Raw genomic sequence first — 15,937 nt, 5'->3', positions numbered from 1 at the left:
GTGAAAGGGAAATGAAGGTTCATAATTGTTTCAAAACTCTTCGTAGGTAGCAGGGTTCTGCCCGTTCAGTCTGCCATCTCTTCTTGTAAGTTCATTCATAATTCTCATTTCCGCTTCCTCCAGCGCAAAATCAAAGATGTTCATATTTTCACGCTGTCTTTCGGGGGAAGAGGATTTTGGTATGGGAAGCGTCCCCAACTGATAATGCCACCTTAGAATAATCTGGGACACACTTTTTTTGTGACGGGATGAAATGGATTGTATCGTCTCATTTCCCAGAATGTTGGTCACACGGGCGAGCGGGCTCCAGGACTGTGTCTGGATGCCTTTTTCTTTATGATAGGCAAGCTGATCCCTCTGATTGAAAAAAGGATGAAGTTCTATCTGGTTGATGGACGGAGTGACGTCCGTTTCCCGCATTAACTGCTCCAGGTGATCCGGAAGAAAATTGCAGACTCCGATGGATCGGACGAGCCCCCACTTCTTAGCGTCAATCAACGCCTGCCATGCTTCGGTAAATCTCCCCTGTTCCGGATTGGGCCAGTGGATCAGGTAGAGATCGTAGTACTCAAGACCGGTCCGGTAAAGAGATTCCTGAATGGAAGCGACAGCTTTATTGTACTCGTGATAACGGCCCGGAAGTTTGGATGTGATTCTGAGTTCGTCTCTTGGAACGCTGCTGCGGCGCACCGCTTCTCCTACCGTTCCTTCGTTTTCGTAATTATATGCAGTATCAATCAGGCGGTACCCCATGTCAATAGCGCTTTGGATGGAGACAGCTCCGTCATTCCCGTTCAGGCGGTATGTGCCGAACCCCAACGCCGGCATTGTCATACCATCCCGCAATGTAAGTTCTGGAATTGAATTATTCAACTATAACCCCTCCTTGATTATTATATTCCTCCTGAAGAGAAGGCACAAACTACAAGGAAAGAGGAAACTTTCAAAAGCAACGTCGTTTTCCGGAGACGTTTAAAGGGAAAACAGGTAGAATGACTCTAAGATACGGAGGGATAGTGTGGAAAACGAAGCTAAAATGCTGCACCATTTTACAGATGTGAAAGAATTTGAAAATGAAGGATTGCAAAATAATGGTATCGATTTCCCTGAACTGGAACAGATGCTTAATGACTATATACTCACGCAACAGAAAGAGACGTTGTTCTTCAAGGAATGTGTGATACAGTTGAAGCAGCGCAGTGACGGAGATATTCGTACCGTAAAAATAACTTATCAGGATGACGATCTCAACAGTGATATACGATTATGGGGAGCGAAAAAAGAGGAAACGGGCGAAGTGCTTACAATGAGTGTGGATGCGGTGAATCTCGTAAGCGGGGAAGTTGTGTATGAACGGTCATTAATGTAGTGTGCGTTCACACAATGATTTCATTACAAAGGAAGGAGAATGAACATGAATGTAAAATTTCCAATCGGTGAATTGCAGGTGCCGGACCAGGTGACACTTGAAGATATCAGGACTTGGCTGAATGAAATCGAAACCTATACGGACAGATTGAGAGACACAGTGGAGAATCTGAGTGAGGAGGAACTTTCGAAAACGTATCGCGAGGGAAGTTTCACCGTCCGTCAGCTTGTTCATCATATAGCGGACTCTCAGCTGAATATGTACCAGAGATTAAAACTTGCACTGACCGACGATGCTCCGACAGTACCGGGATTCGATCAGGAGAAGTGGCTGGAACTTGCGGACAATTCACTTCCAGTGGAGCCTTCCATAAGAATGCTTGAAGGGATGAACAAGCGAATCGTAGCTCTTGGCCACAGTCTCACAGAAGATCAGCTGCAGCGTTATTTCATACACGAAGATACCGGTAAAATTACGGTAGCTACCAAAGTTGCAAAACTTTCCTGGCACGAAGAGCATCACTTCGCCCATATTAAAATAGCTCTCGGTATGGAAGTGAAGTAACAGACCGTGGAGCCGACCGATAATACGAGTAGAAACAACCTCCTTCTGCGCAACAATAGCTGCAGAAGGAGGTTGTTTAATGTCGTCGGCTATCCCGAATGCCGTAATTTGAATAACCTGTACGTAAATCCGAACCACGGCAGTCCTGTGAACACGAGCGGCACCGACAGGATGAAAAATAAAACGAGAAACACTTTATTCATAAACGGGGCTATAAAGCTGAAATCGCCAAAAGCCCCCGACAGTAATAAGACTTCTATTATAAGTAACGGAAGGGCAGCTTTTCCGGTGATCCGCTGTTGAACTTCGTATTTATCGATTTCCGTCGTCTTGTCTGTATACAAAGGGGTTGTACCGGGGGCTGCAGTGAATAAATGAATGTAGTTTGACTGACTGGCGACGTGTTTCCAACCGCCTTCCCTGAAGTAAGTGAAATACTCTTCGTCCGGTTTGTTGCAATAGTCTATTGCATAAATTCGTTCCGCGGGGTCGTTTTTTTTCAGTTTATAACCGAGCAGAGAAAAGCCATCGACTTCCCATCCCTCGGCTGCATACCGCTCCAGTTTACGCATATCTTTTTCTTCCTCAAAAGCAAGTCCGCCTGAACTGACGTATTTTATATTTTTCATTCTGCATTCTCCCTTTCACTTAAATAATCTTTAGCAGTCCGAACAATCTGTTCTCGCCGAACGATATCTTCATTCAGCAGATTTTTTCCTTCTGTTGTAATGAGATACGTTTTCTTTTTTGTTTCGGTACCGGGTGCGGGTCTGATCAGACCTGCTTCTGAAAGTTTCCTTATAGTTGTGTACAGGGAAGCGGGGCCGATACTGACAGCACCTTCTGTCATTTTTTCGATTTCCTGCATAATTAAATATCCATGCTTCGGTTCGGTCAGGGAGAGAAGGATAAAAAAAGAAGTATCCGTTAATTCCCTTTCATTGAGACTATTTCTTCTGGCCATATTCTTCTCCTTTCATATCACCTAATGATATATCATTAGGTGAAATATATCATTAGGTGAAATATATCATTAGGTGATATGAAAAGCAATATCCATTTTAAGATGAAGCTTTTATTGTTAAACAAAAAACAGGCTGTGCGGATATTTCGCACAGCCTGTCGCATATCTGATTATTATTTTTCGGAACGAAGCGGCGGCCCGTATTCATTCAGGTCTCCATTGTTCAGGTCGCTGACATGGTTATACAGAATGTTATCAATCTCCTGCAAATCTTCACTGGACAGTTCTGCTTCATCCGCTTTTTGCACACCTTCAAGCTGGGAAGGTTTTCTTGCTCCCCAGAGAACGAAATCAGCGCCGGGTTCATGATCCATCAGCCAGCGTACGGCAAGCTGGATCAGGTCAAGATTCCGTTCATCCGCAAAATCCCTCAGTTGTTCTACGGCATCGAGAAACGCAGGGAACCGGTCACCCTGGAACAGTTCGATGTTGCTTCTCAGATCTCCCTCCGGAAATTCGGCATCTTTTGTAAACTTACCGGTAAGCATCCCGTGGGCGAGAGACCCCCAGGATAACGTTGCGATGTCGTGTCGATTACAGTACTCGAACCAGTCGATCAGATATCTTTGCAACATATTCAAATGCATCTGTGACGTATGGATAGGAGCATATTTCTGCCACTCATCCATTTGTTCGGGGCTGAAGTTACTGACCCCGATTGCCCGAATTTTCCCTTCATCGAAAAACTCTTTCATTTTTTTCGCAGTATTTTCAATCGGCTCATCCGTATCCGGCCAGTGAATCTGATAGACGTCGATGTAACCCGTCTGTAGCAGTTGAAGACTTCTGTTCAATTCATTCTCGAGTTTACCGGGCCTTGAATCACGGGAAGCTCCACCTTCGAAGTTGATTCCCGCCTTGGTGGCGATAACGAGGTCTTCCCGGCTTTTTTCGGACTCCTTGACCGCTTTTCCGACCAGTTCTTCAGAAAGACCCTCACCATACGCGGGGGCAGTGTCAATCATCGTTATTCCTTTATCAATAGCTGTTCTGATTGTCCGGATGGACTCCTGTTCATCCGTACCTCCCCAGCCGGAACCTCCGATCGCCCACGTACCCAGGGCAATACGGGTGGCTTCTACATTGCTCTTTCCAAGTTTTCGTTTCTGCATATTTTTCCCTCCTCTAAAAATGCAGCATTCCCTGTATTCGGTAACGGGAAACAAAGAAAGAGATAACATTACTTGCGGGGGAGGCCGTAAAGTACGAAAGAAAATGTTCTTTACACATATTTTGTAATTTTCTAATTATATGATAAGATGAACGTACATTCATTACGAAGGGGATGGTGTATGCAGAAGTTAAGGGAAGAAATCATTCAGACAGCTCTTAAGTTGTTCGATGCTCAAGGCTTCCATCGCGTCAGTGTCAATCAGATTGTAAAAGAGGCGGGAACCAGCAAAGGTGGCTTCTACCACCATTTTCAATCCAAGGATGAGCTGCTGTTCGTTATTCACGACACGTTCATTACATATGTGCTGAAAGAAGCCGAAGCAGCTACTGAAACACACCAGTCCCCTGTGGAGCAGATACAGGAAATTATACGTTCGTTTGTGCACGTGTTTGACTTATACCAGTCTCACATCACAGTATTCTACCAGGAAAGTAACTACGTTGACGAAACCTTCGAAGACGAAATCAACAGAAAACGGGACCAGTTCAAGGATAAGGTCATCGCCGTCGTAAAAAGAGGGCAGGAAGAAGGCGAATTCCGTCACGAACTCCCTCCGGAAATTACCGGTATGGCTATTCTCGGTATGGTCAACTGGCTGAATAAGTGGTACCGGAGAGAGGGAAGCCATACGATTGAAGAGATAGCTGAAGTGTTCACGGATCTGGTACTTCACTTTCTTCTGCCGGGTCACGGAGGTGTATCCGGAGTGGAGCAGAGGCCCCCTTTTTTTTACGGTAAAAAGTAAGCGATTTCATAAAAAGCGCTCTATACAGACCAACCAGTCGGTCTCAAGAGATAAAAGGAGGAAGCTGATGAATTTTGAGTTGACGAAAGAACAGGAAATGACGAGGAAAATGGTTCGTGATTTTGCGGAAGAGAAGATAGCACCCCGGGCAATAGACATAGATAAAAATTCTGAATTTCCGGAGGACTTGTTCAAAGAGATGGGAGAACTGGGGCTGCTCGGCATCCCGTTCCCCGAAGAATACGGGGGAAGCGGCGGCGACACGGTAACGTATGCGCTGGCGGTCGAAGAAATCGGACGCGTGTGCGGCTCCACCGGTCTAAGTTATGCGGCAGCCGTATCTCTTGGCGCCAGTCCCCTGTACTATTTCGGTACGGAAGAGCAGAAACAGGAATTCCTGATACCTCTTGCAAAAGGTGAAGGGCTTGCGTCTTTCGGTCTCACTGAACCGAACGCCGGGTCGGATGCGGGCGGTACACAGACGAAAGCGGTTCTGGAAGGGGATCACTACGTTCTGAACGGAGAGAAGTCCTGGATTACAAACGCTGAATATGCGAGATCGATAACTATTACGGCCCAGGCCGGTAAAAGAGAAGACGGTAAAAATATCATTTCTGCATTCATCGTTCCGAAGGATACTCCCGGAATGACGATTCGAAGTGATTACGACAAAATGGGCGTGCGCGGCTCTAACACCTCAGAGATTGTACTGGAAGATGTAAAAGTTCCGAAAGAGAACATACTCGGAGACCCGAAAAAAGGATTCGGCCAATTCCTTCACACACTGGACGGAGGGCGAATTTCCATAGCGGCTCTTGCTGTCGGTATTGCACAGGCTTCTCTTGATCGTGCTCTTGCTTATGCGAAGGAAAGGAAACAGTTCGGCGAACCGATTTCAAAATTCCAGGCGATTCAGTTCAAACTGGCTGATATGGCGATGGAAGTGGAACTGGCCCGTAACATGGTGCTGAAAGCGGCGTGGTTGAAAGACGAAGGAAAGCCGTTCACGAAGGAATCCGCTTATGCAAAACTGTTTGCATCGGAGACGGCCTTTCGTTCTGCAAACCAGGCGATTCAGATTCACGGAGGATACGGCTACATGAGAGAGTTTGAAGTGGAACGGTTCTTGCGTGATGCAAAACTTCTCGAAATCGGTGAAGGTACTTCTGAAATACAGCGGATGGTCATAGCTCGCCAGCTCGGTTGCTGAATATAACGAAGGAGGGATTGGATGAGCTTACTGCAAGTGACTATGGGTGAATTGTTGAGAGAGAAAGCGCAAAAAATGCCGCAAAAAGAAGCGTTCGTTTTTCCGGAAAGAGGGCTGCGGGGTTCATATAAAGATCTGGATGAGTGGACCGATCAGGTGGCAAAAGGACTGATGGCTCTCGATATCGGGAAGGGGGATCATTTTGCGGTATGGTCCGACAACAAGCCGGAATGGCTGGCCTCCCAATTTGCTTCCGGTAAGATGGGCGGCGTGCTTGTAACAGTGAACACGAGTTATAAGGCGAAGGAGCTCGAATACCTGCTGAAGCAGTCTGATTCCGAAACACTGATCATGGCTGAGTCGTATAAAGGAACTTCCTATGTCGACATTCTCAGGGAAATCTGCCCGGAACTCGATCATTCGGAGAAAGGTAACCTTCACAGTGAGAAGCTCCCGGCCCTTCGTAACGTAATTGTGCTTGGAGATCAGGAATATCCCGGCTGTTACACGTGGAAGGATCTGATTGTCAAAGGAGAAGAAGTGAAGGATGAGGAGCTCCGGGAACGAGAAGCCACCCTTTCTTATAAAGATGTAATCAATATGCAGTACACTTCCGGAACTACGGGTTTTCCGAAAGGGGTTATGCTGAGCCATTACAATATTGTGAATAACGCCAATCAGGTAGCAGACTGTATGAATATGACGGACGAAGACCGTTTGTGCATCCCGGTGCCGTTTTTCCACTGCTTCGGCTGTGTCATGGGGACGACGGCCACTGTCGCAAAAGGGGCAACGATGGTAGTCATCGAACAGTTCGAGCCGAAACTTGTTCTCCAGGCTGTGAAAGATGAATCGTGTACAGCTCTTCACGGTGTACCGACGATGTTCATAGCCGAGCTGAACCATCCGGAGTTCGAAAATCTCAAACCGGATACGCTGCGCACCGGTATTATGGCCGGGTCGACCTGCCCGATGGAAGTGATGAAGAGTGTCATTAACGAAATGGGCGTCGAAGAGATAACTATTGCATACGGCCAGACGGAGTCTTCCCCGGTCATAACACAGACGAGACCTGACGACCCGATTGATCTGCGGGTGAAAAGTGTGGGAAGAGCACACCCGAACGTGGAAGTGAAAGTCGTTGAACCTGCCACCGGGGATGAAGCGGAGCGCGGAATGCCCGGAGAGTTATGCACAAGAGGCTATCTCGTGATGGAAGGTTACTACAAAGACGAAGAATCAACGGAAACAGCTATCGATCCGGACGGCTGGCTCCATACTGGTGACATAGCCGAAATGGATGAAAACGGGTACGTCGAAATCACCGGACGTATGAAGGATATGATTATCCGTGGGGGAGAAAACATTTATCCTAGGGAAATCGAAGAGTTTCTTTATCAGCATCCGGATGTGCTCGACGTACAGGTTGTAGGAATACCGGACGCGACGTACGGCGAAGAAATTATGGCCTGGATCATTCCGAAAGAGGATTCGGAAGTATCCGAGGAAGATGTAAGGGCTTTCTTTGAAGGGGAAATTTCCAAACATAAAATCCCGGCTTATATTTACTTCACTGACGAATACCCGATGACCGCGAGCGGTAAAATACAGAAATTCAAGCTGAGAGAAGCCGCCGTCGATATGATCGGACGTTAAGGAAGAAAGGAGATTCGAGATGTTCAAAAAAGTACTGGTTGCCAACCGGGGGGAGATCGCCTCGCGCATAATAAGAACTTGTAAACGGCTCGGAATTTCGACAGTGGCCGTTTATTCGGAAGCTGATGCTGATGCAAATTTTGCTGCAGAGGCAGATGAAGCTTATGAGATCGGCAAGCCTCCGGTAAAGGACTCCTACATGAATATGGAGAAGATTATCGAAGTCGCAAAAAGCAGCGGGGCGGAAGCTATCCACCCCGGCTACGGTCTTTTAAGTGAAAATCCCGATTTCGCTCTAAAGACAAAGGAGGCCGGTCTCGTCTTTATCGGCCCCGGTGCTGATGTCATGGGGAAAATGGGAGATAAAATCGCTGCCCGTAAGGAAATGAAGAAAGCGGGTGTTCCCGTTATCCCCGGCACGGAAGAAGCCGTGGAAGACACGGAGGAAGCGAAAAAGACCGCAGGGGAATACGGTTATCCGGTTATGCTGAAAGCTTCCGCAGGTGGAGGAGGTATCGGTATGCAGGCTGCTCATTCCCCGGAAGAACTAGAGAAAGCTTTTGAAGGGAATCAGAAGCGGGCCGCCACATTTTTCGGTAACGGTACCATGTTTATCGAAAAACTGATCGAAGAACCGCGTCACGTGGAAATACAGGTGCTGGCCGATGCCCACGGGAACGCTGTCCACCTGTTTGAACGGGAATGCTCTATTCAGCGTCGGCATCAGAAAGTGGTGGAAGAAGCACCATCTCCGGTCCTATCGGAAAAAACCAGACAGAAGATGGGGGAAGCCGGTCTGAAAGCGGTGCAGGCTCTCGGATATGTAAATGCCGGTACTATAGAATTTCTCGTGGATGAGGAAGAGAATTTCTATTTTCTTGAAATGAATACACGTCTACAGGTCGAGCATCCGGTTACAGAGGAGATAACCGGCCTTGATCTTGTGGAAGCGCAGCTCAGAATTGCAAACGGAGAGAAGCTTGCCGTTTCTCAAAACGACCTGGTTATTTCCGGCCATGCGATAGAAGTACGGATTTATGCAGAAGATCCGGAACGTTTTTTTCCTTCACCGGGTACTATAACTACGGCCGTCTTTCCGAAAGGGGAAGGTGTCCGACTGGAGACGGCCGTTCATGGCTCATCAGAGGTTACACCTTATTATGATCCTCTGATAGCCAAACTGATCACGACAGGCCGTGACCGGGAGCAGGCGATAGAGAGAATGACGGATGCTCTGGATGAGTTCCGGATCGAAGGAATCAAAACGAACATACCTATGCTTCAAAAAGTGATCCGGCATGAAAGGTACAGAGCAGGAGATACTACGACTGCATTTGTGGAAAAATATTATAAAGGAGGACAATAACATGGAAATCAAAGCTTCAATGGCAGGAAACGTATGGAAAATGAACGTAGCAGAAGGTGCAGAGGTTAGCGAAGGAGACGATGTCGCAATCCTGGAATCTATGAAAATGGAAATTCCCATTCCGGCTGAAAAAGGCGGGAAAGTAAAAGAAATCAAAGTCGCGGAAGGCGACTTCGTGAATGAAGGCGACGTGCTGGCGGTACTGGAATAGGGGGGATTGGATGTTTGAAATGCCCGAAAAAGTAGCAATCAGGGAAGTTGGGCCGAGAGACGGCTTGCAGAACGAAGGGGAAAATATCGCTACAGAAGACAAAATTGAGTGGATTAACCTTTTATCACAGTCAGGACTCAATTACATCGAATTTTCTTCATTTGTACATCCGAAATGGATCCCTCAGCTGAAGGATGCCCGTGAGGTAGCGGAAGGTATTACCCGCACCCCCGGCATTACCTATGCGTCTCTTGTGCCGAACAGAAAAGGACTTGAGAACGCGATTGGTACCGATGTGGATGAGGTCAGTGTGTTCATGTCTGCCAGTGAAACTCATAATAAAAAGAACATAAATAAAACGATTGAAGAAACGTACCCGGTTCTTGAAGAAGTAGTGAGGGAAGCAAAGGCATCCGGAAAAACGGTGCGGGGCTATGTCTCGACAGTGTTCGGCTGCCCGTATGAAGGAAAGATTGCTCCTTCACGTGTTTTCGAGGTAAGCAACCGGTTATTCCAAATGGGCATTGATGAGTTGTCTCTTGGCGATACGATCGGTGTTGCCAATCCGAAGCAGGTAGATGAATTTCTTGAGCAGATGGAGGGGAATGTTCCTTTTTCAAAGGTAGCAATGCATTTCCATAATACGTCGGGGATGGCGTTAGCCAACGTTCTTGTATCACTCGAACGGGGAATTACGAAATTCGACGCAGCACTGGGAGGCCTTGGCGGCTGTCCTTATGCAGATGGAGCCAGCGGAAATCTCGCAACGGATGACCTTGTCCACATGCTTGAAGATATGGGGATAGAGACCGGAGTTAATCAGGAGAAGCTGGCAGAGGCGGCGACGTTCATCCAGTCCAGATTATCCAAAGAACTGCCAAGCCACCAGATGCAGATCAGAAACAGACAAGGAGGGCGGAACGATGGGTAAAACCGTAACGATAGATCGTATTGAAGAACATATAGCTCTGCTATCACTGAATCGTCCGGATGCTGCGAATTCTCTCTCCCGTGAACTTCTCGATGAACTGCAGCGCGCACTTCGAAAAGTGAACAGAGATGACAATATTCGCGTCGTCCTGTTGACGGGGAACGGTACGAAAGCATTTTGCGCAGGGGCTGATTTAAAAGAAAGAAAAGGGATGAGCGATGAAGAGGTAACCGGAACGGTCAAGAAGATAGGGGAAACGGTACGGATGATCGAGGAACTCCCGGTACCCGTTATAGCAGTACTTAATGGGGCAGCTTTCGGCGGAGGTCTCGAGATGGCTCTTGCCTGTGATCTTCGAATGATCAGTTCGTCGGCCCGGGTCGGTCTGACTGAAACTTCTCTCGCTATTATACCCGGAGCCGGAGGGACTCAGCGTCTTTCCCGTCTGATAGGAAAAGGACAGGCCAAGTCGCTCATATATACTGCAAGGCCCATAGATGCGGAACGGGCTTATGACCTCGGGATTGCTGAATATATTCACGAACCGGACACCCTTTTGGAAGAAGCGAAAGATCTTGCGCGGACGATCGCCGGAAACGGGCCGGTGGCAGTTCGGGAAGCTAAAAAAGCTATCGACCGGGGAATGGAGACGAATCTTGAAGCAGGCTTGTATATAGAACAGAAGAGCTACAGAAAAACGATTCCTACGAAAGATCGTCTGGAAGGACTGACAGCTTTCGCTGAGAAAAGAAAGCCTGTGTATCGAGGAGAATAAGGAGGAATTTGTATGGCGATGGATCAAAGATTAAAAGAAGCGAAAGAAAAAATAGCCTCAGGCGGCCTGGAGAAATATCACGAAAAGAACAAAGAGAAAGGGAAAATGTTCGTACGTGAACGTCTGGAACAACTGTTTGATGACAATATTGACGTGGAAGACGCGTTTTTCGCCAATAATCAGGACGAAGGGCTGCCGGCGGACGGAGTCGTTACCGGTATCGGTCGTATTAACGGTGAAAAAGTGTGCGTCATGGCTAACGATTCCACAGTAAAAGCCGGGTCGTGGGGGGCAAGAACCGTCGAAAAAATTATCCGTATACAGGAAACGGCACTGAAGCTTGAACTGCCGATGCTTTACCTCGTGGACTCAGCAGGGGCGAGGATTACCGATCAGGTAGAAATGTTCCCGAATCGAAGAGGAGCGGGACGTATTTTCCACAATCAGATCAAAATGTCCGGCCGTGTACCGCAAATTTGCCTGCTGTTCGGTCCATCCGCTGCCGGAGGAGCTTACATACCCGCCTTTTGCGATATCGTAGTCATGGTGGATAAAAATGCTTCCATGTACCTCGGTTCTCCGCGGATGGCGGAAAAAGTTATCGGGGAGAAAGTGACGCTCGAGGAAATGGGTGGTGCTAATATGCACTGCTCCGTCTCCGGGTGTGGAGACGTTCTGGCAGAAAGCGAAGAGGAAGCGATCCGGTTCGCACGAAAATACTTGAGCTATTTCCCTTCCAATTTCAGACAGAAACCGGGTGTGAAAGATAGTGTCGACCCGGCTTCTTTCGAAAAGTCGATCAACGAACTGATTCCTGAGAACCAGAATGCACCGTTCGACATGTATCAGCTGGTGGACAGGCTGATTGATGAAGGGTCTTTCCTGGAAATCAAGAAGAAATTCGCACCCGAACTGATCACCGGGCTGGCCCGGATCGGAGGAAGATCCGTCGGCGTAATAGCAAATCAGCCCCGGGCCAAGGGTGGCGTGCTTTTTCCTGATTCCGCCGATAAAGCCGCCAAATTCATGCAGCTGTGTGATGCCTTCAATATCCCGCTCCTGTTCCTTGCCGACATCCCAGGATTTATGATCGGCACACGGGTGGAGCAAGCCGGTATTATCCGTCACGGTGCGAAAATGCTGGCGGCGATGAGTGAAGCTACTGTTCCTAAAATATCAGTCATTGTACGTAAAGCGTACGGCGCAGGTCTGTATGCAATGGCCGGCCCGGCTTTCGAACCTGATGCGTGTCTGGCCCTGCCGAGTGCACAAATAGCGGTAATGGGTCCGGAAGCTGCAGTGAACGCAGTGTATGCCAATAAAATTGCAGAGCTTCCGGAAGAAGAGCGTCCGGCCTATACTAAAGAGAAGCATGAAGAATATAAAGAGAATATCGATATTTATCGTCTTGCATCCGAGATGGTCATTGATGATATTGTGCAGCCGGATAATCTCCGGAACGAGCTCATGACCAGATTCGATATGTATGACTCGAAAAACACGGTCTTTACAGAAAGAAAACATGGGGTATACCCCGTGTAACGAAAAAGATATTCAGCCTCCCTCTGATACCAGTAAGAGGGGGGCTTTTCTATTGGAGAGCAGGGGCTCGACCATCGGTTTTATTTCTCCATGTATGGTTAATAAAAGCAGGAAACGGGAAAAGTCGGGCATCGGAGGTGAAGGAAGATGAAGGATAATGAAAGTATGAAAGAGAAAGAAGAGAATGAGAACAGACATACAGAAGCTTCCGAAGAGAAAATTGACCGTCCGGGACGGCAGTTTTATATACCTTCTCAAATCGTTGATGAATTTGGGGAGAAGGGTAGAGACCACCTGAACAAGAAGCCACGGGCTCAGTTTCTGCTTGCTCTGACGGCCGGGTCATTCATGACGTTCGGAGCTGTGTTTTCTATTCTGCTGGCGATCGATATCCAGGCAGAGGGACTTTTCTATTTAATGTCCGGCTTGGGATTTGCAGCCGGGTATGCGATGGTGTTCATTTCAGGAGCGGTTCTGTTTACAGAAGTGAACGTCCTGTTGCCCTCCTATCTTTTCAACAAAAAAGGTTTAATGAAAGTCAATATTTATAAATTCTGGCTGGCAACTTATCTTGGTAATATGATTGGAGCCTTTGCGGTAGGCCTTCTTATACAGATGTCCGGCTCACTTTCCGACCCTTTTTATTCGGAACTGGCCGTATATGTAGATAAGAAAATGAAGTTTCTCGATTATGGAGTGAAGGGATGGTTTGAAATTCTCGTATCAGGAATACTCGCCAACTGGCTGATCGGTATGGCCGCTTTTCTGACGACCTCAGCCCGTGACATAACCGGTAAAATACTGGGGACCACTTTGCCGGTCATACTATTCGTAGCGGGTAATTTCCAGCACAGCGCGGCCAATATGGGGTATTTCAGTATGGGGATACTTTCTATGGACCAGTACACATGGTATGAATATATTTTCTTCAACCTTGTCCCTGCAAGTATAGGTAACCTTATTGGAGGCGGTATCCTTGTCTCTTTACTGTTCACCTATGCCTATAAAGAAGATATCGAAAATACTTTTGGAATGGGAAAATAAAGCGTCGCAGTTTTACTTCATGACTTAGTGGGAAAAGAATAGTAACAAATCATAATAAGGAGGTGCAGTATGACAGACAAAAAAGGTATGAGTGATAAGGTGAAAGGTGCTGTCAATAAAGTGAAGGGGGAAGCCAAAGATCAGGTAGGCAACGCCAAAGAGGATTCTGAACTTCAACAGGAAGGACAGAAGAATAAAGCTAAAGGAAAAGTTCAGGAAAACATCGGAAAAGCGAAAGACGATGAATAAATAAGAAAGCTGCCGGTTTTAAAACCGGCAGCTTTCTTTGCTTACTCTCGTCATGCTCCCATAGCAAAAGTGCGAAATTAATGGACAGAGGCTCCTATTTTTTTGATTTCTTCCACGGTTTCAGGATTTTCAAGAGCACTGAGGTCTCCCTGATTCCGATTTAAGAAAGCCGATTTTATGGCACGTCTCATCACTTTGGCATTTCTCGTTTTCGGAAGATCACTGACGATATATATTTTTTTCGGTGCAATAGCTTTTCCGAGCTTGTCGGTGAGAAGCTGCTGCAGTTCTTCGAGCAGGGTTTCCGAGTTCTCCGTTTTCGTAACGACAAACGCCACGGGTTCCTCCCCTTTCATATCGTGGGGGGCACCGATGACCCCGGCTTCAATCACTTCTTCATGTTCGACGATTGCAGATTCTATCTCGGAAGGTCCTATGCGCTTTCCGGCTACGTTCAGTACATCGTCAGAGCGTCCTGAAATTAAAAAGTAGCCTCTTTCATCCACAGTCGCCCAGTCACCGTGTACCCATATGTCTTTGAAACGGTTCCAATACGTACGATGGTATCGGTCATCGTCTTTGTAGAAACTTTTCGTCATCCCTACCCAGGGCTGCTTCAGCACGAGTTCGCCTACATCGTTCACGACAGGACGTCCCTCGTCATCAAGCACGTCCACATCCATGCCGGGGAGGGCTGCGTTGAAGGTAACGGGCTGAATCGGTTTTACGAGTACGTTTCCTACCATACCGCCAGAGGTCTCTGTACCGCCCGAATAGTTGAAAATCGGTACTCTTTCTTTGCCGACGTGCTTATATAACCAATGCCACGGTTCGGGATTCCACGGTTCACCGGTAGAGCCGATCACTTCAAGGGAAGAGAGGTCATGACGGTCAATCCATGATTCCCCGTGCTTCATCATCCCCCTCACAAGCGTCGGCGAAATGCCGAGATGTGTCACTTTATAACGTTCCACAAGTTCCCACAGACGATCCGGCTCAGGATAGTCCGGAGTACCTTCGAACATGACGATCGATGCTCCGTTTACGAGACCTCCATACACGAGGAAAGGCCCCATCATCCAGCCCATATCCGTGAACCAGAACAGAGTGTCGTCTTTCCCGACATCCATACACATTCCGGCATCAAAAGCCGATTTTACAGGAAAACCGGCATGGGTATGTACCGCTCCTTTCGGGGTGCCTGTCGTCCCGGAAGTATAAATGAGCATAAATGGATCATCGGCGTGTTTCTCCATTGTTTCCACAGAAGCATTAGGCTCTTTCATTTCGTTGAACAGGACGTCTTTCGGTTTCTTTTCAAATGAAACGCCAGCGCGTTCCACTACGATAACGTGTTCCAGGGAATCGCAAACTTTCGCAGCTTTATCCGCTTCTTCTTTCATATTGACAGTTTTCCCTCTCCGGAAGAAACCATCAGCGGTGATGATAGCTTTTGCTTCACATGCGTTGACCCTTGTTTTCACTGCATCTGCTTTATAGCCGGAAAAGGCGGGTGAGAAAATGGCACCTATTTTAGAAATGGCAAGCATGCTGATAAGCGTTTCCGGAAGCATGGGGAGGTAGATGGTGATGATATCTCCTTCAGTGATGCCGAGTTTTTTGAGACCTGCGGCGACAGCATTCACCTCTTCGTCGAGTTCAGTGAACGTATACTTCACCCGGTCTCCATTATCCCCTTCCCAGTACAGGGCAATATCATTTTTCTTATCTTCATCTCTTGTCCATTTATCCAGAGCATTCAGCGTGGCGTTGGTCGTTCCGCCCCGGAACCAGTCGGGATGCGGCGCGCCTCTGGAAAGGTCTAGTGTTTTCTGATAACTGTCGAACCATTCGAAGTCGATTTCCTTTACCGCTTCGTCCCAGAACCAGGAAATATCCGAAACAGTGGCCTGGTGGAACTGCTTATAATCTTCATATCCCAGCCGTTTCATCCATTGATAAAGTCTCGTTTGCTTCATTTTTTCTTCTGATGGAATCCATACGTCTTCATATGTAGTCAATTCAATTTCCTCCTTTTAGTAACCGCTTACAAACATTATAACTAAAATGACAGTCA

General features: G+C 47.4%; 17 protein-coding genes. 12 read left to right on the top strand and 5 right to left on the bottom strand.

Annotation, left to right across the window (positions count from 1 at the left end; all coding sequences use genetic code 11):
- Positions 1-30: 30 nt before the first annotated feature.
- Positions 31-873 carry an aldo/keto reductase gene (locus BLU03_RS02165; protein ID WP_234972552.1) on the bottom strand — a complete coding sequence of 281 codons (843 nt, stop codon included), beginning with the start codon at positions 871-873 and terminating at the stop codon, positions 31-33.
- Positions 874-1,018: 145 nt separating this feature from the next.
- Here BLU03_RS02165 and BLU03_RS02160 point away from each other — a divergent pair, with 145 nt between their 5' ends.
- Positions 1,019-1,369: a hypothetical protein gene (locus BLU03_RS02160; RefSeq protein ID WP_008592433.1), complete on the top strand. Its 351-nt coding sequence runs from the start codon at positions 1,019-1,021 to the stop codon at positions 1,367-1,369.
- 45 nt (positions 1,370-1,414) lie between these two features.
- Complete coding sequence (locus tag BLU03_RS02155; protein ID WP_076569342.1) at positions 1,415-1,933, top strand: YfiT family bacillithiol transferase; 519 nt, start codon at positions 1,415-1,417, stop codon at positions 1,931-1,933.
- Positions 1,934-2,022: 89 nt separating this feature from the next.
- Here BLU03_RS02155 and BLU03_RS02150 read toward each other — a convergent pair whose 3' ends face one another.
- From BLU03_RS02150 to BLU03_RS02140, 3 genes are all read right to left on the bottom strand, one after another.
- On the bottom strand, positions 2,023-2,562 hold the full coding sequence (locus BLU03_RS02150) for a DUF2812 domain-containing protein (protein WP_093105234.1): 540 nt from the start codon (positions 2,560-2,562) through the stop codon (positions 2,023-2,025).
- Positions 2,559-2,897, bottom strand: a complete 339-nt coding sequence (locus tag BLU03_RS02145) for a PadR family transcriptional regulator (RefSeq protein ID WP_008592428.1) — start codon at positions 2,895-2,897, stop codon at positions 2,559-2,561. The genes BLU03_RS02150 and BLU03_RS02145 overlap by 4 nt, the downstream gene beginning before the upstream one ends.
- A gap of 173 nt (positions 2,898-3,070) precedes the next feature.
- Positions 3,071-4,069, bottom strand: coding sequence for an aldo/keto reductase (locus BLU03_RS02140; RefSeq protein ID WP_008592425.1), 999 nt, complete (start codon positions 4,067-4,069; stop codon positions 3,071-3,073).
- Positions 4,070-4,249: 180 nt separating this feature from the next.
- On the opposite strand from BLU03_RS02140, the gene BLU03_RS02135 reads away from it, so the two are divergent.
- The 10 genes from BLU03_RS02135 (at position 4,250) to BLU03_RS02090 (ending at position 13,860) form a co-directional block, all read left to right on the top strand.
- A complete protein-coding gene (locus BLU03_RS02135; protein ID WP_093105231.1) occupies positions 4,250-4,876 on the top strand; it encodes a TetR/AcrR family transcriptional regulator in 627 nt (208 codons plus the stop codon).
- A 67-nt stretch (positions 4,877-4,943) separates the two neighbouring features.
- Entirely contained in the window at positions 4,944-6,086 is a 1,143-nt protein-coding gene (locus BLU03_RS02130) for an acyl-CoA dehydrogenase (protein WP_008592418.1), read from the top strand.
- Between the two features lie 21 nt (positions 6,087-6,107).
- Complete coding sequence (locus BLU03_RS02125; protein ID WP_093105228.1) at positions 6,108-7,742, top strand: AMP-binding protein; 1,635 nt, start codon at positions 6,108-6,110, stop codon at positions 7,740-7,742.
- Positions 7,743-7,761: 19 nt separating this feature from the next.
- Positions 7,762-9,108, top strand: a complete 1,347-nt coding sequence (locus BLU03_RS02120; protein ID WP_093105225.1) for an acetyl-CoA carboxylase biotin carboxylase subunit — start codon at positions 7,762-7,764, stop codon at positions 9,106-9,108.
- Position 9,109: 1 nt separating this feature from the next.
- Positions 9,110-9,319 (top strand): acetyl-CoA carboxylase biotin carboxyl carrier protein subunit, encoded by a 210-nt coding sequence (locus tag BLU03_RS02115; protein ID WP_076569355.1) that lies wholly within the window; start codon positions 9,110-9,112, stop codon positions 9,317-9,319.
- Between the two features lie 10 nt (positions 9,320-9,329).
- Positions 9,330-10,250 carry a hydroxymethylglutaryl-CoA lyase gene (locus BLU03_RS02110; RefSeq protein WP_076569357.1) on the top strand — a complete coding sequence of 307 codons (921 nt, stop codon included), beginning with the start codon at positions 9,330-9,332 and terminating at the stop codon, positions 10,248-10,250.
- A complete protein-coding gene (locus tag BLU03_RS02105; protein WP_076569359.1) occupies positions 10,243-11,025 on the top strand; it encodes an enoyl-CoA hydratase in 783 nt (260 codons plus the stop codon). The genes BLU03_RS02110 and BLU03_RS02105 overlap by 8 nt, the downstream gene beginning before the upstream one ends.
- 12 nt (positions 11,026-11,037) lie before the next feature.
- Entirely contained in the window at positions 11,038-12,567 is a 1,530-nt protein-coding gene (locus BLU03_RS02100) for an acyl-CoA carboxylase subunit beta (RefSeq protein WP_093105221.1), read from the top strand.
- Positions 12,568-12,714: 147 nt separating this feature from the next.
- Positions 12,715-13,611: a formate/nitrite transporter family protein gene (locus tag BLU03_RS02095; protein WP_008592405.1), complete on the top strand. Its 897-nt coding sequence runs from the start codon at positions 12,715-12,717 to the stop codon at positions 13,609-13,611.
- A gap of 69 nt (positions 13,612-13,680) precedes the next feature.
- Positions 13,681-13,860 carry a CsbD family protein gene (locus tag BLU03_RS02090; RefSeq protein ID WP_008592404.1) on the top strand — a complete coding sequence of 60 codons (180 nt, stop codon included), beginning with the start codon at positions 13,681-13,683 and terminating at the stop codon, positions 13,858-13,860.
- Positions 13,861-13,937: 77 nt separating this feature from the next.
- On the opposite strand, the gene BLU03_RS02085 is transcribed toward BLU03_RS02090, so the two are convergent.
- Positions 13,938-15,881, bottom strand: coding sequence for an AMP-binding protein (locus BLU03_RS02085; protein WP_093105218.1), 1,944 nt, complete (start codon positions 15,879-15,881; stop codon positions 13,938-13,940).
- Positions 15,882-15,937 lie beyond the last annotated feature (56 nt).

Source organism: Salimicrobium album (assembly GCF_900107115.1).
Taxonomy (GTDB): domain Bacteria; phylum Bacillota; class Bacilli; order Bacillales; family Halobacillaceae; genus Salimicrobium; species Salimicrobium album.
This window is presented reverse-complemented; position numbering and strand designations above follow the sequence as displayed.

What these genes read in the sequence shown, in the direction of transcription:
- BLU03_RS02115 (WP_076569355.1), top strand. Translation starts at nt 9,110, where the DNA reads ATGGAAATCAAAGCTTCAATGGCAGGAAACGTATGGAAAATGAACGTA.
- BLU03_RS02090 (WP_008592404.1), top strand. Translation starts at nt 13,681, where the DNA reads ATGACAGACAAAAAAGGTATGAGTGATAAGGTGAAAGGTGCTGTCAAT.
- BLU03_RS02100 (WP_093105221.1), top strand. Translation starts at nt 11,038, where the DNA reads ATGGCGATGGATCAAAGATTAAAAGAAGCGAAAGAAAAAATAGCCTCA.
- BLU03_RS02140 (WP_008592425.1), bottom strand. Translation starts at nt 4,069, where the DNA reads ATGCAGAAACGAAAACTTGGAAAGAGCAATGTAGAAGCCACCCGTATT.
- BLU03_RS02130 (WP_008592418.1), top strand. Translation starts at nt 4,944, where the DNA reads ATGAATTTTGAGTTGACGAAAGAACAGGAAATGACGAGGAAAATGGTT.
- BLU03_RS02145 (WP_008592428.1), bottom strand. Translation starts at nt 2,897, where the DNA reads ATGGCCAGAAGAAATAGTCTCAATGAAAGGGAATTAACGGATACTTCT.
- BLU03_RS02095 (WP_008592405.1), top strand. Translation starts at nt 12,715, where the DNA reads ATGAAGGATAATGAAAGTATGAAAGAGAAAGAAGAGAATGAGAACAGA.
- BLU03_RS02120 (WP_093105225.1), top strand. Translation starts at nt 7,762, where the DNA reads ATGTTCAAAAAAGTACTGGTTGCCAACCGGGGGGAGATCGCCTCGCGC.
- BLU03_RS02135 (WP_093105231.1), top strand. Translation starts at nt 4,250, where the DNA reads ATGCAGAAGTTAAGGGAAGAAATCATTCAGACAGCTCTTAAGTTGTTC.
- BLU03_RS02125 (WP_093105228.1), top strand. Translation starts at nt 6,108, where the DNA reads ATGAGCTTACTGCAAGTGACTATGGGTGAATTGTTGAGAGAGAAAGCG.
- BLU03_RS02110 (WP_076569357.1), top strand. Translation starts at nt 9,330, where the DNA reads ATGTTTGAAATGCCCGAAAAAGTAGCAATCAGGGAAGTTGGGCCGAGA.
- BLU03_RS02105 (WP_076569359.1), top strand. Translation starts at nt 10,243, where the DNA reads ATGGGTAAAACCGTAACGATAGATCGTATTGAAGAACATATAGCTCTG.
- BLU03_RS02150 (WP_093105234.1), bottom strand. Translation starts at nt 2,562, where the DNA reads ATGAAAAATATAAAATACGTCAGTTCAGGCGGACTTGCTTTTGAGGAA.
- BLU03_RS02155 (WP_076569342.1), top strand. Translation starts at nt 1,415, where the DNA reads ATGAATGTAAAATTTCCAATCGGTGAATTGCAGGTGCCGGACCAGGTG.